This is a genomic window from Halalkalicoccus sp. NIPERK01 (genome assembly GCF_030287405.1).
In the GTDB taxonomy this organism is placed as follows: Archaea; Halobacteriota; Halobacteria; order Halobacteriales; family Halalkalicoccaceae; genus Halalkalicoccus.
Window position 1 is genome coordinate 545,371 of sequence record NZ_JASVVV010000002.1, and the last position, 17,787, is coordinate 563,157.

The window sequence follows — 17,787 nt, forward strand, 5'->3', positions numbered from 1 at the left end:
GGGTAAAAAACGACCCGCCGACGTGCAGGGTTATTGTATTCGGAGGCCAAACTACGGGTATGCGCTTCGACCCGGAGACGACGGCGCTGGTCGTCGTCGACATGCAGAACGGCTTCTGTCACCCGGAGGGGAGCCTCCACGCGCCCGCGAGCGCGGACGTGATCGAGCCCGTCGGCGAGACCATCGAGACCGCACGCGAGGCCGGCGCGCGGATCGTCTACACGCGGGACGTCCACCCGCCCGAGCAGTTCGAGGACGCCCACTACTACGACGAGTTCGAGCGCTGGGGCGAACACGTCGTCGAGGGCTCGTGGGGGGCGGAGATCGTCGAGGAACTGGCCCCCGAGGAGGAGGACCACGTCGTCGAGAAACACACCTACGACGCGTTCTACAACACCGAGTTGGAGGGATGGCTGCGCGCCCGCGGGATCGACGACCTGCTCATCTGTGGCACCCTCGCCAACGTCTGCGTGTTCCACACCGCCGCCAGCGCCGGCCTGCGGGACTTCCGGCCCGTCGTGATCGAGGACGCGCTGGGCTACATCGAGGAGGGCCATCTGGAGTACGCCGTCGAGCACTCGGAATGGCTGTTCGGCGAGGCGACGACGAGAGGGGGGATCGAGTTCGAGGCGTGATCGAGTTCGAGCGCGACGCCTACGACGCGGTCGTCCGACACGCCCGCGAGGGGGCCCCCAACGAGGTCTGTGGCGTTCTCGGCGGCGAGTGCGGCGGGGGGCGCTCTCGCGTGCGGACGGTTCGTCGGGCGGAGAACGCCGCCGAGGATCCCGAAACGCGCTACGCCATCGACCCCGCGGAGGCGATCGAACTGATCGAAAGGATCGAAGAAGGAGAGGACCTCGTGGGGTTCTATCACTCGCACCCGGCGGGGCCGACCGGGCCGAGCGAGACCGACGCCGAGCGGGCGGCGTGGCCGGGAAAGAGCTACGTGATCGTCGCGCTCGACGGCGAGCCGTTCGTCGGCGCGTGGCGCTGGAACGGCGAGGCCGGGTTCGAGGGCGAGACCGTCCGTGTGATCCCACGGGAGCGATAGCCTAACGGGGCTCGATCCCGGAGGACATCCATGGTCGAGGAACTCACCCCCGAGGAGGTAAAGGAGAAGGTTGAGAACGAGGAGGTTCGCGTCGTCGACATCCGACCCGAACGCGAGTTCGAGCGGGGGCACATCCCCGGCGCGATCAACGTCCCGATGAACCGACTCCCGAGCGAGATCGACCAGCACGACTGGGACGGGGAGGTCGTCGTCGCCTGCCCGATCGGCAAGAGCTCCGTGCAGGCCGCGAAACTCATCGGGAGCTACGAGGGCGTCGAGGACGCCGAGCGGGTCGCGAGCATGGAAGGGGGCTACGACGCCTGGGAGTACGACCTCGAGAGCGGCGAGAGCGAGGCCTGAGAGGGTTCAGTCGCCGCGAAACAGCCGGTAGGCACCCTGTCCGGTGGCCACCGGCCGCGTGCCCTCTTCGGTCTCGCTCTCGACCGTGATCTCGCTGACGCCCACGGACCCACCGGCGCGGACGACCTCGGCGGTGGCGGTGAGGTCGTTCGTGGCGCGCTGGAGGTAGTTGACGTTGAGGTTGATCGTCGCCACGCCGCCCTCGAAGGGCTCGTCGAGGGTGGTTCGAAGCGCCAGCCCGCCCGCGGTGTCGATCAGGGTCGCGGCGACCCCGCCGTGGATCTCCGGGCGACCCTCGCTCCCGCCAGGGTGGGTGTTGGTGAGCTTGTCGTCGTAGGGGACCGACATGACGATCCGGCCCCGTTCGAGCGAGGCGACGCGGGTACCGAGCCACGAGAGGAAGTCGTGGTGGTCGTCGATGTACGCCTGGAGGAACGAGCCGTCGTCGACGGGGAACTGATCCGCCATGATCGAACGTGGACGGGCGGCGGTTTGTACGCACCGGTCCGGGCGGCGGCCGGCTACCGGGTCGCCGGATGGCGAGAAAAGGACGGCTACGACCTGACCGTGGTCGGATCGAACTCGAGGAGCCGGACGTCGCAGCCCGAACACCCCACCCCGAGGACCGTCCGGGAACGACAGCACGACTCGACGGTTCGCTTGCTCGCCGTTATCGGCCCGTCGCAGGCCGGACAGCGGTCGAGGAAGACGCGCAGGCCCCGAAGGACGGTACTCCGCTCTGGAGCGGACATCGTCCGCCACCCCTCGGACCGCTCGTGGAGTTCGGCGGCCGCCGCTGCGTCTGCGAGGGCGACGGCGAGCGACTCCCACCGGCCGACTCGCTCTCCGTCGACCGCCACGGTGAACGCGTCGCCGTATCGGATCACGGTGGGCTCTTCGGACGGACTCACGAACGATCGCGCTAGCTCCCGCGGCGAGTCTGCCGTCCCGCGGAGGCGCTCGATTCGGCGGAGCCACGCCGCGCGGAACCCGTCGGTCAAACGGTGATCGTCGCCCGACTCGCACTCCTCTATCGCATCGGCTGCAAGCAGTACGACCTCGGGATCGATCGAAACGCCCGGCACCACCGCTCCGTCGTCCGCTATCGACGTCGTGCCCTTTTCGAACCGTTGGAGCAGCCAGTCGGGGAAGTACCGCTTCGTGAGGCGGGGCGTCTCCGGAACCAGGTAGCCCCGAGCGTAGATCAGCCCGAGGAACACCGGGAGCGTACCGACCCCGAGCAGCGGCGAGGCGAGGGCGAGGAGGGCGCTCGCGGCGACAGCCATGAGGACGTTCGCGACGGTACAGAGGGTACAGCGGTTCTCCCCGGTGTACTCGGGCTTTCGGATCGGGTCGATGTGTGTGGTGAAATGGGTCATTGGATCTGTCTTCGAAAATACCGAGAACGGTAGAGCTACCGTCCCGCAGCGCGCCCGTCGTCTCGAAATCGGAAGTCACGCGAGTCAGCGCGTCGTCATTTGCACTCGAAAGTGACGTGGCTGATCGCGTTGACGACCGACTTGCCCCGGGGATTCGTGATCTCGATCCCGTAGATCGAGCCGCCGGTGGTGACGTCCTGCTTCTCGTCGGCGTTGCCCGCCTTGACGCTTGCCACGAGGTCGAACTCGCAGTCCTCCTGCGTGCTCAGGACGCGGACCTCCTTGGGGTCGGTGGGGTCGCCCACGACCTCCAGGGTCAGTCCGTACTCCTCGGGGGTCGACCCGTCCTCGGCGAGGAACGCGCCGTCCTCGAACTCGAACTTGACGCCGTCGAGCCCCTCGGGGCACTCACAGCCCGGTTCCGCCTCACAGATGAGGACGTGAACGTGGCTGACGTCCTGTCCGCTCTCCGTGCTGACCCGGTCGCCGGGGTTCTCGAAGACGTAGCAGTTCCGAGCCGACTTGAGGGCGATCGCCCTGACGCCGTCCCCGCTGATGAGGACGGCCGACGGGTCGTCGGGATCGAGCGAGAGGCTCACACCGTCCTCGTCGATCGACAGCGTCCCGTCTTCCACGTCGATGTGGTTGTAGTCGGTACACCCCGGATTCGCCTCCATGATCTCTACGTACTCGGGACACGGGTTCTGTTCGTTGTGGTAGGCCGCCGCCGACCCGGCGAACGCGCCGCCCGCGACCGCCGTCACACCGACCGCCTTCAGGACGTTCCGGCGGGTGATCCCGAAGTCCGCCAGGTTGCCGTGCTCCTCGGATAGTTGATACTGTTTCATGAGTTGTGCCTCTCGAAGCCGATCCGATTGCTGCTACCCCCCGGTAGCCCCCTCGTATCGCTTCCAGTAGGGAGGACGCGGGGTAACGTCATAGCCATAGGACCTGACGGGTCAGGGTTGACTCATGTCAGCGGTCGTACTCGGACCCGCCGAGCGTGTTCCTGACGAGGTTCGCGGTCCCCCGGCGGAGTCGCTCGGTCACCGACTGTTTCGAGATCCCCAACCGGACGGCGAGGTCGGCGGTACCGGTCTCGCGCGGGATGGCGTAGTAGCCCCGTTCGACCGCGAGCAAGAGCGCCTCGCGCTGACGGGCGGTCACGCCGTATCCGGACCCGACATCGGGCCGGGTCGCGGAGAACACCGTCTCCACCTCGAAGTCGATTCCCTCCCCCTCGCAGTGGCGTCGGAACCCCGCGAGGTACTCCCGGGTGGGGAACCGAACGGAGAACAGCCACGATCCGTCTGCCCCCACCGCACGCAGGACGTGCGCGTTGGCCGCGGCGATCCCACGGAACAGGCGGTCGGACTCGATGTCCCACTCGAGCGCGATCAGGGAGCGATCCTCGAACGACTCCACTTCCGCGACCGCCGTCACCCCCGGGTAGTCCCGGACGGCGGCGATAAACCGTGCGCGGTCGGGCGTGACCACCCAGAGGAGCGAAACCGCCCGGCCACCGCTGGGGACCAGCGATTCGAGTTCGACGGTCGTCCCCTCCCCCGTCGGTATCATCCCCCCGAGTTCGAACGCGTCCGCCGGAACGTAAAAACGAACGATGACGACCATTATCACGGTACGTAACCGCATACCGCCACATAACTCGGTCGGTGGGAGTCGACCGGGGCGCGGAGGATGCAACCGTCACGGGGCGATGGCCGCGCTCATCCGAGTCACTCGGCGTCGACGGGACGGATGGAGACCTCGATCCGCTCGCCGATCGCGAAGTCGTGGCCCGGACGGACGAGCTTCGCGCCCAGCGTCTCGCGCCCGGCGAAAAGCGAGATCCCCGTGATCGGTTCGCCGTTCGCACACACCTCGATGGGGTCCCACTCGACGTCGTGCCCCGTCGCGGTGCCGACGCGCTCGCCCAGCACCGAGAGCGGTCCCGACGCCCCCGCGAACGCCCCGCCCCCCGCGTAGTGGGGGAGGCCGCCGTCGAGCGCCGTCCCGCCCGTGTCGTCGGCGATCCCCGCGAAGCGCTCGCCGGGTTCGGGGTGGGCGGGCGAGTCGAGGACGACGAACGTCTCGCCGACCGCGTTGACGCGCCCGGTGCCGTCCCACGCGACCGGTGTCACGTCGCAGTCGAGTTCGACGGGAGCCGATCCGGAGGCCCGATACGGGTTCGCGTCGGGCGCGCGGAATCCCAGGTGGATGTGGTCGTCGACCCACGGCGCGAAAAAGCCCGCCCTGATCGTGGTCCCGAGCGGATCGCCGATTTCGACGTCGTCGCCCGGCGAGACGGCGGGATCGACGTGGAGGATCCGGGCGACGTACTCCCCGCAGTCCACCAGAATCAGGTGGTCGTGTTCGGGCGAGTAGGGTTTCGGCGGCGCGCGCACGGTCCGGACGTCGAGGACCTCGCCCGCGACGGGACTCGGCGCGCCCTCGCTCGGATAGAGGTCGATCGCGCGGCCCCGGTCGTGGGCGGGGTACGGCGAGTTATAGAGGGAAAACCGGGGGTAGCGCGCGAGGAGCGCTCCGGGAAGGGTGACGGCCATGACCGGGGGTTCGGGCGCGGGGGTTTAGCCTCGTCGGCTCCAACCCGCCCCATGCGCGTGCTCCGGGGGCGGGCGGCGTCGATCGAGGCCGACCGGCAGGTGACGGCGGGGATGCTCGATACGGCGGGCGAGGAGCGCGAACCCGCGGTTCGGGTCTGGACCCCCCACAGACAACTCGCGTTTGGCCGGCGGGATTCGAACGAGGCGGGCTACCGAAGGGCGCGCCGGGTCGCCGCGGAGCGGGGGTTTCCGCCAGTCGAGCGAAGCGTCGGCGGGCGGGCGGTCGCCTACACCGGGCGGACGCTCGCGTTCGCCCACGCGATTCCCATCGAGGACCCCCGAGAGGGGCTGAACGCCCGGTACGACGGGGCGAGCGAGCGGGTTCGGCGGGCGCTTTCCGACATCGGGGTCGACGTCACACCCGGGGAGCCCCCCGACAGTTTCTGTCCGGGGACACACTCGCTGTCGAGCGACGGAAAGGTCGTCGGGATCGCCCAGCGCGTTACCAGTAGAGCCGCGCTCGTCTCCGGGATCGTCGTCGTCGCCGATCACGGGACGATCGCGGGCGTTCTCGGACCCGTCTACGATGCCCTTTCGATTCCCTTCGATCCCCGTTCGGTGGGTAGCGTCGCCCGCGCGGGCGGGCAGAGCGATCCCGAACCGGTCGCCCGCGCGATCGAGGGGGAACTGGTCGGCGACGCCCGGACGGAGATCGAGCGGGTCGACCGAAAGCCGTAGGCCGTGGCGGGCGAGAGGGGGAGTATGCTCATCGCGAACGCCACGCTCGCGGACGGGCGGACGGTCGACGTGCGGGTCGAGGGCGAACGGATCGCCGCCGTCGGTTCCCTGGGGGGTGATCCCGACGTGGATGCGGCCGGCAAACTCCTCATGCCGGGCGCGATCGACGCCCACGTCCACTTCCGCGAACCCGGCTTCCCCCACAAGGAGACGTGGGAGACGGGTTCGAGGAGCGCCGCCGCGGGCGGGGTCACCACCGTCGCCGACCAGCCCAACACCGACCCGACGACGATCGACGGGACGGGGTTCGACGAGAAGGCCGAACTAGCTCGAAAATCGCTCGTCGACTACGGGATCAACGGCGGCGTAGTGGAGGGATGGAAGCCCGACGAACTGTTCGAGCGCCCGCTGTTCGCCCTGGGGGAGGTCTTCCTCGCGGACTCGACGGGCGGGATGGGGATCAGTACTGAACTGTTCGAGGAGGCGGTCGAGCGAGCCACGAGAGAGGACGTGGTCGTGACCGTCCACGCCGAGGACGCCACGCTGTTCGACGAGGACGCGCTCGACGACGCGGGCGAGGGGGTCGGCCGCGAGGCGGACGCCGACGCCTGGAGCGCCTACCGGACCGCCGAGGCCGAAGCCGCGGCCATAGAGCGCGCCTGCGAGGTCGGCACTCAGAGCGACGCCGAGATCCACGTCGCCCACACCTCCACGCCCGAGGGGATCGATATCGCCGCCGACGCGGGCGCGACCTGCGAGGTCTGTCCCCACCACCTGTTCCTCTCGCGCGACGACCTCGGCCATCTCGGTACGTTCGGACGGATGAATCCGCCGCTCAGGAGCGAGGAACGGAGGGCGGCGGTGGCGGAGCGGGTCCGGGACGGCACCGTCGACATCGTCGCGACGGATCACGCGCCCCACACGCGCGAGGAGAAGGATGCGGGGGTGCGGGAGGCCCCCAGCGGCGTGCCCGGCGTCGAGACGATGGTTCCGCTCCTGCTCGCGGCGGCCGAACGCGGCGAACTGGCCCGCGAGCGCGTCCGTGACCTCACGGCGACGAACCCCGCGCGGGTCTTCGACCTGCCGCGGAAAGGGGAAGTCAGGGAAGGGATGGACGCGGACCTGGCGCTCTACGACCCCGGCCGGATCGTGACGATCCGTGGGAAGGACCTCCACTCGAAGGCGGGGTGGACGCCGTTCGAGGGGTTCGAGGGGGTCTTTCCCGAACTGACGCTGGTCCGCGGGACGGTGGTGTACGAGCGCGGAGACGGAGACGGGGAGTTCGGCGAGGCCGTCGGGAGGAACGTCAGAGGATAGCGAACCGCTTTTCCCGCTCGCACGCCCGCGTTCGGGCAATGAGAGGGGCCGACCGGGCGACGCGGGTCGCAGGCGCGCACTGGGAGACGCTACTGGAGGAAAGCCGGGCGCTCGCGGCTGAGTTCGAGGACGAGGGCTGGGAGACGCTCGTCGTTCAGTCCGGAACCGTCACACCGGTTTCCGAGCGCGATCGCTGCGGGCTCGACGTGCTGGTCCCCGGAAACCAGTACGACCCCCTCGCCGAGTGGGTAGCGGACGGAGTCGAATTCCCGCGCTCGGAGGTCTACTGTCGGGAGGAGGGTGAGGTCGTCCTGCTGGTCGTGGTCATGCGCGACCCCGACGCCGAAAAGGTGGTGGTCTTCCCGGCGTACTACGGCCGAGCGGAAAGCGAAGGGGTGTTCGAGCGAGCACGGGAGGAAGGGGAGTTGAACACCTACCTCCGAAAGCTGAACGGCGAGACCGTCGTCTTCAGCCACGACGATCCCGCGATATTCCGCCCCTGAAGGCCCGAAACGCTGAAGCCGATCGTATACGTCCGTACACACATGGGAACGAGAACCGTCCGGCTCCGGGAGGACGTCTACGAGCGGATCAGCGCACACAAGCGCGAGGACGAGACGTTCTCGGAGGCGATCGACCGGCTGGTCGGTGGGCCGTCGTTGCTCGATCTCGTCGGCGCCTTCTCGGACGAACAAGTCGAGGAGCTACGCGAGGCGGTCGAGGAAAGCGATGAGCGCGATCGCGAGGAGGTAGAGGAGATCGCCTCGCGGTTCGAATGATCCTCGATACCGCGTTCGTCATCGACCTGATCGACGGGGACCCGGGTGCGATCGAAAAGGCACGAACGATCGAAGAGGGGGGGATTGTCTTGAGAGTGCCAGCGATGGTCCTGCTGGAACTCTACATCGGCGTCGAGAAGGTTGCGGAGACGAGCGAGGAAGAGCGACAGGTCCGGCGCGTCGTCGACTCGCTGCCGAAAGTCGAGATGAACGAGACGATCGCAATGCGGGCCGGACGGATCATCGGTCGGTTGCGAACCGAGGATCTGACGCTCGGAAAGGGGGATGCCGCCATCGGTGCGACCGGCCTAGTTTTCGACGAGCCGGTGCTCACCCGGAACACGAGCGATTTCGAGCGAATACCGGAACTCGTCGTCAAAACGTATTGATTCTATTCCAGTTCCTCCCCGCAGTGCGGGCAGACCTCGTGGTCGTGGCCGGTCTCCTCTGCACGAAAGCGCTCGCTGGAGCGCCGCACGTCGCGCATCACCTCCGAGATGCGGTCCTCGACGTCGAGTTCCTCGTTCGCGGCGAGGTCCGCTCCCTCGACCTCCAGCAGGAATTTGGCGACCTCCGTGACCTCGTACATCAGGTCGTCGAGTTCCTCGGCGGTGAAGAAGCCCGACATCGCCCCGTAGAGGAACGTCGCGCCGGATTTCGTGACCTTCTCCTCGAACGAGGCGCGGGCCTGGTTCACGGCCTGGGGCGAGTAGGTGTCGGTCATGAACGGGACGAGTTCGGGGAGGTTCTCGCCGATCTTGGTCATCTCGACGCCGGTCTCGGTCCGGAAGTCCGCACACAGGCGGGCGATGGCCCACTCGCGGGCGGTGATGTAGGTCCGGTCCCGCAGGAAGCCGTTGACCCGGTCGTATGCCGCCCCGTCCATCTTCGTAAAGCGGGCGTACCGGCGGACGTCTGCCGGGATCTCGGGCGCCTCCTCGTCCGCGCTCGCGGCCGGGTCGGAACCCGGGCTGCCGCCGGGCCCGTCGGCGTTCGCTCCGGCGTCGCGAGGCTCGTCGTCGGTCGTCTCGGGATCGGAGGGCGAGGGATCGGGCATGGGGTGGCTTTCGGATCCGGGGGAAAAAGCGTATCGCCCGGTAGGCTTTTGCGAGGAGGCGCCGAAGTGCCGCCCATGAAACTGTTGCTGGGAATCGGCGGGAGCGACGACTCCTGGCGGGCGCTCTCGCGAACTGCGGAGCGCGCCGCCAACGCGGGTGACTCGCTCACGGTGGCGATCCTCGAGAACCCCGACTCGGAGATGACGCCCGACGAGATCGAGTCGAAGGTCGACAAAACCCTCGCCGAGTACGACCTCGAGGCCGACGTGCGCCACGTCGAGGGCGACCCCGGCGCGATGCTCGTCGAGATCGGCGACGGCGAGGGCTACGACCAGATCGTTCTCGGCGGCGGTCAACGAAGCCCGATGGGAAAGATCAGGGTGGGACAGGTCGCGGAGTTCGTCGTGTTGAACGCCGAAACCAGCGTCACCCTCGTGAGATAGATGGCCGACTACGACTACCCCGAGGAGGCCGCGGGCCCGTTCGAGGCACCCCCAATCGAGTTCGAGGACCGCGAGGGTCGCCCGATAGAGATCCGCGTCTACGACGAGGCCGACTTCGAGGCGCTGTGTAAGATGTACGACACGTTCGACCCCGCGGATCGCGCACAGGGGATCCCGCCGGCCCGCGAGGAGCGCGTTCGCAGTTGGCTCGACGTGATCTTAGAGGAGGGCCAGGACGTGGTCGCGGTCGATATCTCCGGGAGCGACGCACCCGGAGATCAACCGGAAGCGGATACGTCCGGTGATACCGACGCCGAGCGGGTCGTCGGCCACGCGACGCTCGTCCCCGACGGCGACGACGCGGTCGAACTCGCGATCTTCGTCCACCAGGACTACCAGGGCGCGGGCATCGGCTCGCGGCTCATCCGGGCGCTGTTGGGCTACGGCGCTCAGGAGGGCGTCGAGAAGGTCTGGCTCACCGTCGAGCGCTGGAACCACCCGGCGGTCAACCTCTACGAGGCGGTCGGATTCGAGGCCAGCAGCGTCGAGAGCTTCGAACTCGAGATGACGCTCCGGCTGAACTAGGTCGAGAGGACCGGCTGGCTCGCGTAGAGCAGGACGTACTCGGCGGCGCGTTCGAGGACGTCACCGGGGCCGTCGGTCGAGGGTTCGCGGGGGATGACGAGGAAGTCGGCGTCGACCTCGTCGGCACAGTCGAGGACGGCGCTGCCGGGGTGGCGGATCTTCTGCGTGGTCGAGAAGCCGTAGGCGGTCGAACTCGTGACCGTCACGCCCGCCTCGTCGGCGATCCCCGTCGCGGTCTCGACGAACGACTCGGCCTCGCTGGCGACCGCCTCGCGGTCGAGGGTGTCCGTCTCGATCCCGCGGACGATCTCCTCGCCCAGCACGTAGACGACGTGGATCGACGCGCCGTACTGCTCGGCGATCGCGACGGCGTACTCGATCGCGGTGACCGACTCGTCGCTGCCGTCGACCGGGACGAGGACGGTCTCGACGGTGAGTGGCTCGCTCATAGGTATCCCTGTGTCACCCCGCGTCAAAAACCCACCTCTCAACGGATGGTTTTATTCTCGCGGGGACAGTATCGCCGCCATGTTCGATAGCGTCGTCATCGCCACCGACGGCTCCGAGAGCGGCCAGCGAGCGGTCGACGTAGCGCTCGATTTCGCCGCGCGCTTCGGGGCGACCGTCCACGCGCTGTACGTCGTCGACTCCGCCGAGGTCGACGCCTCGCCGGAAGGGCTCAGGGAGGACCTGCACGACGCCCTCGAAAAACAGGGCGAGCGCGCGCTGGAGGGCGTCCGCGAGGCCGCCGGCGGCGAGGTGATAACGAGCGTCCGCGAGGGCCGGCCCGTCGGCGAGATCTGTGCGTACGCGCGCGAACACGACGTCGACGCCGTCGCCACCGGCACTCGGGGGCGCCACGGCGAGAACCGCCTGCTCCTCGGGAGCGTCGCCGAGGGCGTCGTCCGAACCTGCCCCGTGCCCGTACTGACCGTCCGCCAACTCGAAGACGGCGCGACCGGGGCCGACGCCTGAGGCGGAACCGGGGACCCTTTCCCCTCGCGCGCGCTCGTCGTCGTATGGACGAGACCCTCATCGACGACGAAACCCTCCCGCTGTCCCGGAAATCCGTGTTGCCGGGCGCGGGCTTCTTCTACCCCGACGAGTTCGAGGAGGCCGCCGAGGACGCCGCCGCGGAGGAGGCGCTCGCAGGCGTCGATTGCGCGGTGATCGCCGATCCCGACGCCGACGGCCTGGCCTGCGTCGCGATCCTCCGGGAAGTGTACGGTACGGCCGCGCTGCTCCCGACCGGCCCCCACGAGATCGAGGACTCCCTCGAACGGGTGGCGGAGTACGGCGAGGACGGCCTCCGACTGTTCGTCTGTGACCTCTGTCCGGACAGGTACGAGTACGTCGAGTCGGAACTCGACGCCGCGGTCGAGACCGCGAGCGAGACCCGCTGGTTCGACCACCACCAGTGGGACGACGACGTGGCCGCGAGCGTCCGCGAGGCCGGCGCGGACCTCGTCGTCGGCGACTCAGACGAGGAGTGTACCGCGGACGTGGCGATCAGGGCGCTCGACGCCGAGATCCCGCGCCACCTCGTCGAACTCGCCGCCGTGACGCGCGATCACGACCTCTGGATCCGCGAGGACCCCCGAAGCGACGATCTCGCGGACTTCTCGTACTGGTCCGAACCCGAAGACTATGTAGAAACCGTCGCCGAACACGGCGCGGACCTGCCCACGGAGGTACAGGAGTTCCTCGCGGAGAGGCGCGTCGAGAAGGAGGCGCTGATCGAGTTGGCGGTCAAACGCGGCGAGACCAAGGAGATCGGCCCGTGGAACGTGGGCGTCACCTACGGGCGATGCTCCCAGAACGAGGTCGCCGAAGCCATGCGCGAGCAGGGCGCGGACGCCTCGGTGATCGTCAAGCCCGCCGGGTCGGCCTCCATTCGCGGTACGGAGAACTTCGAGCGGTGTCACGAGGTCGCCGGGCAGGTAAACGGCGGCGGCCACCCCAAGGCGGCGGGCTGTAAGCCCGACATCTACGACGACATGCTCGATTACGCGCACCACTGGACGAGTCGCGGCGCGACGACCAAACAGGTGATCCTCGACGCCTTTCGGACGCTCGCCGAGGAGGAAGACGCCGGGACCGAAGGGGACGAATCAGTCCTCGAGGAGTGACGCGCCGGCGTCGAGCGCGCGCTCGATGGTCGGGGCCTCGAGATCGGGGAACGCGATCGGCACCTCGGGATCCGCCGGTCGCTCGTCGAGCGCGCGTTCGTACCACCGGACGTCGTGCCACTCCCCGTCCTTGTGGCCGACGGCGTGATACGTGCCGACCGGCTCGAACCCCATCGACTCGTGGAAGCCGATGCTCGCGGGGTTCGGCAGCGCGATCCCCGCGTAGGCGTTGAACAGGCCCTGTTTTTTCAGCAACGCGAACAGCGCGGCGTAGAGCGCGCGGGCGATTCCGCGGCGGTGGTGGGCGGGGTCGACGTAGACCGAGACGTCGACCGACCAGCGGTAGGCCTCGCGCTCTCGGTGGGAGGTGGCGTAGGCGTAACCGACGATTTCGTCGAGCGCGCAGACGAGCCACGGGTGGCGTTCGGTCGTCGTCGCGATCCGGGATTCGACCTCCGCTCTCGTCGGCGGGCGGGTCTCGAAGGAGATCGCCGTGTCCTCGACGAACGGGGCGTAGATCCGGCGGACCGCGGGCGCGTCGTCGGGGGTCGCGGGCCGAAGCGTCGGCGTCATACCCGTCCCTCGAAACGGCGGACGAAAAACCTCGCGCTCACTCGCGGCGGGCGAGGATTCGAAGAATGATCTGGAGGACGTGGACGAACACGCCCATCACGGCGATGTAGATCCCAACCCCGGCGAGAATGGTAGAGAGGTCCCGGCGTTCGCGTACGCGCCAGATCTCCCAGCCGAGTCGGAAGAGAAAGCCCGCGAAGACCAGAACGAACCCCGCGAGCAACAGCACGGGTGCGACGAACGTGCCGACGGCGATGGCCACGATCCCGAGCAGGAACGAAACAGTAGAAAACGTCGACCAGCGGGCGAAGGACTTCGAGCGAGCGTGGACATAGAGTGCGACGAGGAAGGTGAGGGCGCCGGTGACGGCGGCGGTGATCGCAAGCGCAGGCACTCGAAGGTCGGGCGGCACAAACGAGAGGACGCCCGCGCCGAAGGTGCCGAAGGCGCCCTGTAAGATCACCACCCCGACGAACGCCAGCGGGCCGTTGCCGTTCGTGACGCCGCGTTCGGCGACCCACTGGCCGACGAACAGCGCCGCGCCGTAGACGAGCACGCCGAGGATCGGCGCGGCAAAGAGCGCCGCGTTGATCGCCGCGAGCGGCGTGGTCGCGAGAACGGCCATCAATACGACGTTCAGCACCACCAGCGCGGTCGCGACGAACACGGCCTTCCACTCGCGGGCCGAGAGGAGCAGACCGCGGCGCGTCTCGCCGCCGGTCTCGTAGGACATGGCCGAACTAGCCGCCGGAGCCGAATAGGCTTCTCGACGGTCTCAGCGCTCGCCGGCGACCCAGCGGTCCGAGAAGGCGCCCGAACAGCCACACCGGGCGTAGGCGTGGATCACGTCGCCCTCGGCGTAGATGCCGCCGACCTCCTCGTTTCGCTCCTCGGCGAACGCGAAGACGTAGTCGAGATCGTCGGCGCCGCAGGCGGGACAAGTCCCCCCGGCGAGGTCGGCGTCGATCTCGCCCTCCTCGTCCATCGCCTCCTTGGCGAACGCCATCGCGTCCTGCCCGGCGACTTTCGAGAAGGCGTTGCGCCCGCTCTCGCCGGGGACGACCAGCACGATCCCCTCCCCTACTTCCTCGCCGTAGTCGTCGAGTTTGCCGAGGTCGTCGACGACGTCCTCCGCGAGGTAGATCGCGACGTCCTCGGGACGCTCGCCCGCCAGGAACCCCTCGCGGCGGCTCACGAGTCCTCCAGGTTCCGGGCGATCTCGGCGAGGCTCTCATTGGGCTTCTCGACGGCCTCGTAGACCGCCTCCTCGCCGGGCTCGCGAAGCCCGTAGGCGAAGTCGGGTTCGATCACGTCCAGCAGCACCGAGCCGCCGACCGGGCGCTCTACCTCCTCGAGCCACGTCTGGAGGCGGTTCGGTCCCGAGCCCTCGCGGGCCATCTCGGGCGTCTCGTACGCGCCGCTTACGTGCGGGCCGTCGGCGAACCCGCCCTCGATTCGCGCGTGATACGTGGTGCCGTCGATGACGAGTCGAACGACCTCGCCGTCGGGCAGCGAGTCCTCCGGGAGGTCGATCCGCTTTCGGCGCGCGCCGTGGCGGGCGACGCGCGCGCGGAGCGTCTCGACTGCCGGGTTCTCGCTCGAGATGCGGTCCATGAGAAGGGGATTACTCGTCGTCGGCGTCCTCGTCGCCCTCGCTGAAGAGGTCCTCGACGCTCTCGTCGCCGTAGGCGCTGATCTTGGCGTTGATCTGGACGACCTCCTCGCTGATCTCCCGGCCGCGGACGGTAACGCGCTTTCGCTCGCCGTCGCGTTTGGGCTTGTAGCCCGTCCCGCCGGTCAGGAGCACCTGCTTGAGGTTCGGCCCCGCAACGTCCGAGCGGAGGGGTCGGCCCGCGTTGTCCGAGCCGCCGGTGAGTTCGAGCGAGTAGCCCGAGAGGCCGACGGCGCCCCCGTCGACCTCCTCGCCGAGGTCGATGCCGAGGAACCGGTTCGCGTCCTGCCCATCCACGTCGCGCTGGTAGGTCGCACCCGTTTCGGGGTCCGAGACGACGACCTTGAAGTCTGCCATGCCCGAAATCAGACGGGCGCGGGTAAAAAGGGTGTTGAACCGGGACCGACCCAATCGACCGGCGTTCGGACGTATCGACGGGACCAAACCGCCCGACTCCCAGAGAGGAGGTAATGGACGTCGAGTTCCTCGGCGGGGCCGGGGAGATCGGTCGCAGCGCGATCCTCGTCAGTGGCGTCGACGACGACACCCTCCTCATTGACTTCGGGATGAGCACCGACAACCCCCCGCGCCTGCCGCTCGACTGCGATCCCGACGCGGTCGTGGTCTCCCACGGCCACCTCGACCACGCCGGGGCGGTGCCCGCGTTGCTCTCGGGGGAGGCGCGTCCACCGGTTCACTGGACTGGTCCTACAGAAGAGCTCGCGATGACGCTCGCGCGCGATACGCTGAAACTCCACGGGGGAAGCTACCGGTGTCCCTTCACCGAAACCGAACTCGCACGCCTCACGCAGGTCTCACGAACCCACGGGTATCGAGAGCCCTTCGAGGCCGCCGGCTTCGAGGTCACGTTCTCTAACGCGGGCCACATCCCCGGAAGCGCGCACGTCCTCGTCACCGAAGCGGGACGGAGTCCCGCCAGCGGCCGGACGCAGTCCGGCGACGACGGCGAAACCCGCCTGCTCTACACGGGTGACTTCCACACCGACGATCAACGGCTCGTCTCGGAGACGACCGCCCGCCCCGACGCGGACGTCGTGATCTGCGAGAGCACCTACTCGGACGTGACCCACGACCCCCGCGCCGAGGTCGAACAGCGGTTCGTACGGAGCGTGAGGACGACGCTCTGGGAGGGCGGCACGGTAGTGATCCCGGCGTTCGCCATCGGGCGAACACAGGAGATGTTGCTCGTCTGTGAGGAACACGACATCCCGTGTTACGTCGACGGGATGGGCAAGGGGGTGACGAGGATGCTTCGGAGGTATCCCGAGTTCGTCCGCGATCCGGAGGCGCTTCGGCGGGCGACGTCCCACGCGCGGTTCGTCACCGGTCGGGACGGCCAGCGAAAGCGCATCGCAGAGCAGAACGCGGCGGTCGTCACCACCAGCGGGATGCTCTCGGGCGGCCCGGCGATGACGTACATCCCCGAGATCCGAAGAAATCCCGCCAACAAGATCACCATGACCGGCTATCAGGTCGAGGGCACCCCGGGGCGCGAACTGCTCGAAACGGGGAGCGCGGAGATCGATGGACGGGTGATGCCCGTCGCCGCACGTGTCGAGTCCTACGACTTCTCGGCACACGCCGACCGCGAGGGACTGTTGGAGTTCCTGTCGGGGTACGAGGACACCCCGATACTGGTGAACCACGGCGACCGCTGTGGGGGGTTCGCCGCCGAACTCCGCGAGGCGGGCTACGACGCGAGCGCGCCAGAGGTGGGCGAGACGATCAGAGTACCGTCGTCCACGCGAGCACGACGATGAAGGCGCCGATGACGAGCGCCGAGGCGAGGTCGAGGGCGAACCCGCTCTCCCCGCGGATGTCGCGGGTCGTAACGGCGAGCGCGAGCAGTCCCCCGACGGTCACCAGGAGGACCAGCGCGACGTAGACGAGGTTGAGCAGTCCTGCCATACCTGCGCCATCGGAGCGACCCCACTAAGCGCTTTGGGAGGCCACGCTCGGCCGCGTCGGTCGAGCGTCGTCGACACCGTAATGGCTCCTCACCGAGTAGCCCGGGCCATGCGAATGGAACTGCGGGTGTGCAAACACTGCTTCGACGGCGAGCACGGCAACCCGTCGAAGACGGCCGTCACGCGGGACATGGTCGAGTGTGCCAAACAGGTCCGCGAGTACAAGGACCTCATCGGCCTCGAGAGCCTCTACATCACGATGGTCGAGGAAGGCGATACCGGCGGCGCGGAGGCCCTTCCGACCATCGTCGCCAGCATCGAGGGCAACCGGGTGAACCTCGCGGACACCCAGTTGGTGATGGAGGACGGCGAGGGCAATATGTTGGTATACCCCGAACCGAAGGACGTCCTCGAGGTCCTGACCCGCAATCTGGATCAGATCGACGGCCGGACGAGAAACGACGTGATGGTCGACCTCTCCGAGGAGTCGACCGAACTGGTCGGGTAGGGAAACGGCCGCGTCGTTTCGCGTGGCCGTGACCGGGGTCGAGGGGGTTCGGAGATCGGCTTGCTGCTGCGGGGCGAGGGCCTTTATCCGCGCCGCATATAGGGCGGGCATGGAAGACGAGGGTGGCGGGCCGAACGACGATGGATCGGATTGGAACGACAACGGGCAGTTCGAGTGGAACCTCGAGGAGCTCCCCCTGTCGGGCGACGTCGAGGCGACGCTCGAACGCATCGAGTGGGTAGGCGACCTGCTCGACGAGGCGGTCACGATACCGGGAACGAACTACCGCGTCGGTCTCGATCCCCTCCTCGGGATCGTTCCCGTCGGCGGGGACGCCATCGGGACGGTGATCTCGCTGTACATCATCGGGGAGGCCGCCCGCGTCGGCGTCTCGAAGTCGACGCTCGCGGTCATGATCGGGCTGGTCGCCGCGGACGCCGTCATCGGCTCGATCCCGGTGCTCGGGACGCTGTTCGACGCGGTCTGGAAGGCGAACAAGTGGAACGTCTCGCTGCTCAAGCGGGAACTCGGCGCCTGACGACGGACCCGCTCCCGCATCGCTGTCCGGTCCGTACCGGGCCATCAGGGACGAAACGCCTCCTCCGGAGTGGCTACGACGCTCGGGAAAACCGACGAATACGGACGGCTCGCGCTACTCGTCCTCCGAGGTTCGGGAATCGACGGTTCTCTCACCGACATCGGG

General features: G+C 68.3%; 28 protein-coding genes. 15 read left to right on the top strand and 13 right to left on the bottom strand.

All coding sequences use genetic code 11. From position 1 onward, the window contains the following. Nucleotides 1-59: 59 nt before the first annotated feature. From QRT08_RS08910 to QRT08_RS08920, 3 genes are read left to right on the top strand one after another with little or no spacing between them, the layout of a single operon-like run. The gene (locus QRT08_RS08910) at nucleotides 60-635 is read left to right on the top strand and encodes a cysteine hydrolase family protein (RefSeq protein WP_286045580.1); all 576 of its coding nucleotides are present in this window, start codon (nucleotides 60-62) and stop codon (nucleotides 633-635) included. Then, nucleotides 632-1,051, top strand: a complete 420-nt coding sequence (locus QRT08_RS08915; protein WP_286045581.1) for a desampylase — start codon at nucleotides 632-634, stop codon at nucleotides 1,049-1,051. The genes QRT08_RS08910 and QRT08_RS08915 overlap by 4 nt, the downstream gene beginning before the upstream one ends. 30 nt (nucleotides 1,052-1,081) lie before the next feature. Further along, a complete protein-coding gene (locus QRT08_RS08920; RefSeq protein WP_286045582.1) occupies nucleotides 1,082-1,411 on the top strand; it encodes a rhodanese-like domain-containing protein in 330 nt (109 codons plus the stop codon). Nucleotides 1,412-1,417: 6 nt separating this feature from the next. On the opposite strand, the gene QRT08_RS08925 is transcribed toward QRT08_RS08920, so the two are convergent. The 5 genes from QRT08_RS08925 to QRT08_RS08945 form a co-directional block, all read right to left on the bottom strand. Continuing rightward, complete coding sequence (locus tag QRT08_RS08925) at nucleotides 1,418-1,879, bottom strand: PaaI family thioesterase (protein WP_286045583.1); 462 nt, start codon at nucleotides 1,877-1,879, stop codon at nucleotides 1,418-1,420. An 86-nt stretch (nucleotides 1,880-1,965) separates the two neighbouring features. After that, nucleotides 1,966-2,790 carry a DUF8054 domain-containing protein gene (locus QRT08_RS08930; protein ID WP_286045584.1) on the bottom strand — a complete coding sequence of 275 codons (825 nt, stop codon included), beginning with the start codon at nucleotides 2,788-2,790 and terminating at the stop codon, nucleotides 1,966-1,968. Nucleotides 2,791-2,885: 95 nt separating this feature from the next. After that, a complete protein-coding gene (locus QRT08_RS08935) occupies nucleotides 2,886-3,638 on the bottom strand; it encodes a hypothetical protein (protein ID WP_286045585.1) in 753 nt (250 codons plus the stop codon). Nucleotides 3,639-3,765: 127 nt separating this feature from the next. Continuing rightward, the gene (locus tag QRT08_RS08940; RefSeq protein WP_286045586.1) at nucleotides 3,766-4,422 is read right to left on the bottom strand and encodes a helix-turn-helix domain-containing protein; all 657 of its coding nucleotides are present in this window, start codon (nucleotides 4,420-4,422) and stop codon (nucleotides 3,766-3,768) included. A gap of 104 nt (nucleotides 4,423-4,526) precedes the next feature. Beyond that, a complete protein-coding gene (locus QRT08_RS08945) occupies nucleotides 4,527-5,354 on the bottom strand; it encodes a DUF8155 domain-containing protein (protein ID WP_286045587.1) in 828 nt (275 codons plus the stop codon). A 51-nt stretch (nucleotides 5,355-5,405) separates the two neighbouring features. On the opposite strand from QRT08_RS08945, the gene QRT08_RS08950 reads away from it, so the two are divergent. Genes QRT08_RS08950 through QRT08_RS08970 form a run of 5 tightly spaced genes read left to right on the top strand, consistent with a single transcriptional unit; the run spans nucleotide 5,406 to nucleotide 8,577 of the window. Next, complete coding sequence (locus QRT08_RS08950) at nucleotides 5,406-6,092, top strand: lipoyl protein ligase domain-containing protein (protein WP_286045588.1); 687 nt, start codon at nucleotides 5,406-5,408, stop codon at nucleotides 6,090-6,092. Between the two features lie 24 nt (nucleotides 6,093-6,116). Beyond that, nucleotides 6,117-7,409, top strand: coding sequence for a dihydroorotase (locus QRT08_RS08955; protein ID WP_286045589.1), 1,293 nt, complete (start codon nucleotides 6,117-6,119; stop codon nucleotides 7,407-7,409). Nucleotides 7,410-7,447: 38 nt separating this feature from the next. Next, complete coding sequence (locus tag QRT08_RS08960) at nucleotides 7,448-7,912, top strand: DUF7529 family protein (protein ID WP_286045590.1); 465 nt, start codon at nucleotides 7,448-7,450, stop codon at nucleotides 7,910-7,912. Nucleotides 7,913-7,954: 42 nt separating this feature from the next. Next, complete coding sequence (locus tag QRT08_RS08965; protein ID WP_286045591.1) at nucleotides 7,955-8,188, top strand: antitoxin VapB family protein; 234 nt, start codon at nucleotides 7,955-7,957, stop codon at nucleotides 8,186-8,188. Continuing rightward, on the top strand, nucleotides 8,185-8,577 hold the full coding sequence (locus QRT08_RS08970; RefSeq protein WP_286045592.1) for a PIN domain-containing protein: 393 nt from the start codon (nucleotides 8,185-8,187) through the stop codon (nucleotides 8,575-8,577). Before QRT08_RS08965 ends, QRT08_RS08970 begins: the two co-directional genes overlap by 4 nt. Before the next feature lie 2 nt (nucleotides 8,578-8,579). On the opposite strand, the gene QRT08_RS08975 is transcribed toward QRT08_RS08970, so the two are convergent. Then, on the bottom strand, nucleotides 8,580-9,245 hold the full coding sequence (locus tag QRT08_RS08975) for a DUF5806 family protein (protein ID WP_286045593.1): 666 nt from the start codon (nucleotides 9,243-9,245) through the stop codon (nucleotides 8,580-8,582). Between the two features lie 75 nt (nucleotides 9,246-9,320). Between QRT08_RS08975 and QRT08_RS08980 the strand changes: the two genes are divergently transcribed. Together QRT08_RS08980 and QRT08_RS08985 are read left to right on the top strand one after the other, a co-directional pair. Continuing rightward, a complete protein-coding gene (locus tag QRT08_RS08980) occupies nucleotides 9,321-9,689 on the top strand; it encodes a universal stress protein (protein WP_286045594.1) in 369 nt (122 codons plus the stop codon). After that, nucleotides 9,690-10,274 (top strand): GNAT family N-acetyltransferase, encoded by a 585-nt coding sequence (locus QRT08_RS08985; protein WP_286045595.1) that lies wholly within the window; start codon nucleotides 9,690-9,692, stop codon nucleotides 10,272-10,274. On the opposite strand, the gene QRT08_RS08990 is transcribed toward QRT08_RS08985, so the two are convergent. After that, entirely contained in the window at nucleotides 10,271-10,723 is a 453-nt protein-coding gene (locus QRT08_RS08990; RefSeq protein ID WP_286045596.1) for a universal stress protein, read from the bottom strand. The genes QRT08_RS08985 and QRT08_RS08990 overlap by 4 nt on opposite strands. A gap of 79 nt (nucleotides 10,724-10,802) precedes the next feature. Here QRT08_RS08990 and QRT08_RS08995 point away from each other — a divergent pair, with 79 nt between their 5' ends. Together QRT08_RS08995 and QRT08_RS09000 are read left to right on the top strand one after the other, a co-directional pair. After that, nucleotides 10,803-11,249: a universal stress protein gene (locus QRT08_RS08995; RefSeq protein ID WP_286045597.1), complete on the top strand. Its 447-nt coding sequence runs from the start codon at nucleotides 10,803-10,805 to the stop codon at nucleotides 11,247-11,249. Nucleotides 11,250-11,293: 44 nt separating this feature from the next. Next, the gene (locus tag QRT08_RS09000) at nucleotides 11,294-12,403 is read left to right on the top strand and encodes a DHH family phosphoesterase (protein ID WP_286045598.1); all 1,110 of its coding nucleotides are present in this window, start codon (nucleotides 11,294-11,296) and stop codon (nucleotides 12,401-12,403) included. Here QRT08_RS09000 and QRT08_RS09005 read toward each other — a convergent pair. The 5 genes from QRT08_RS09005 to QRT08_RS09025 are packed head-to-tail and all read right to left on the bottom strand — an operon-like array spanning nucleotide 12,386 to nucleotide 15,005. Beyond that, nucleotides 12,386-12,976 (bottom strand): arsinothricin resistance N-acetyltransferase ArsN1 family B, encoded by a 591-nt coding sequence (locus QRT08_RS09005; RefSeq protein WP_286045599.1) that lies wholly within the window; start codon nucleotides 12,974-12,976, stop codon nucleotides 12,386-12,388. The two genes, QRT08_RS09000 and QRT08_RS09005, sit on opposite strands and share 18 nt — an antisense overlap. Nucleotides 12,977-13,013: 37 nt before the next feature. Next, entirely contained in the window at nucleotides 13,014-13,709 is a 696-nt protein-coding gene (locus QRT08_RS09010; RefSeq protein WP_286045601.1) for a Bax inhibitor 1 family protein, read from the bottom strand. Between the two features lie 42 nt (nucleotides 13,710-13,751). Then, complete coding sequence (locus tag QRT08_RS09015; protein WP_286045602.1) at nucleotides 13,752-14,171, bottom strand: DUF5807 family protein; 420 nt, start codon at nucleotides 14,169-14,171, stop codon at nucleotides 13,752-13,754. After that, nucleotides 14,168-14,590 carry a DUF7112 family protein gene (locus tag QRT08_RS09020; RefSeq protein ID WP_286045603.1) on the bottom strand — a complete coding sequence of 141 codons (423 nt, stop codon included), beginning with the start codon at nucleotides 14,588-14,590 and terminating at the stop codon, nucleotides 14,168-14,170. Before QRT08_RS09020 ends, QRT08_RS09015 begins: the two co-directional genes overlap by 4 nt. Before the next feature lie 10 nt (nucleotides 14,591-14,600). Further along, nucleotides 14,601-15,005, bottom strand: a complete 405-nt coding sequence (locus QRT08_RS09025) for a 30S ribosomal protein S6e (RefSeq protein WP_286045604.1) — start codon at nucleotides 15,003-15,005, stop codon at nucleotides 14,601-14,603. A 113-nt stretch (nucleotides 15,006-15,118) separates the two neighbouring features. Here QRT08_RS09025 and QRT08_RS09030 point away from each other — a divergent pair, with 113 nt between their 5' ends. Continuing rightward, entirely contained in the window at nucleotides 15,119-16,429 is a 1,311-nt protein-coding gene (locus QRT08_RS09030) for an MBL fold metallo-hydrolase (RefSeq protein WP_286045605.1), read from the top strand. On the opposite strand, the gene QRT08_RS09035 is transcribed toward QRT08_RS09030, so the two are convergent. Next, complete coding sequence (locus QRT08_RS09035; protein WP_286045606.1) at nucleotides 16,395-16,577, bottom strand: hypothetical protein; 183 nt, start codon at nucleotides 16,575-16,577, stop codon at nucleotides 16,395-16,397. The two genes, QRT08_RS09030 and QRT08_RS09035, sit on opposite strands and share 35 nt — an antisense overlap. A gap of 108 nt (nucleotides 16,578-16,685) precedes the next feature. Here QRT08_RS09035 and QRT08_RS09040 point away from each other — a divergent pair, with 108 nt between their 5' ends. Together QRT08_RS09040 and QRT08_RS09045 are read left to right on the top strand one after the other, a co-directional pair. Then, nucleotides 16,686-17,084, top strand: a complete 399-nt coding sequence (locus QRT08_RS09040) for a hypothetical protein (RefSeq protein ID WP_286045607.1) — start codon at nucleotides 16,686-16,688, stop codon at nucleotides 17,082-17,084. 109 nt (nucleotides 17,085-17,193) lie between these two features. Next, complete coding sequence (locus QRT08_RS09045) at nucleotides 17,194-17,622, top strand: DUF4112 domain-containing protein (RefSeq protein WP_286045608.1); 429 nt, start codon at nucleotides 17,194-17,196, stop codon at nucleotides 17,620-17,622. Nucleotides 17,623-17,787 lie beyond the last annotated feature (165 nt).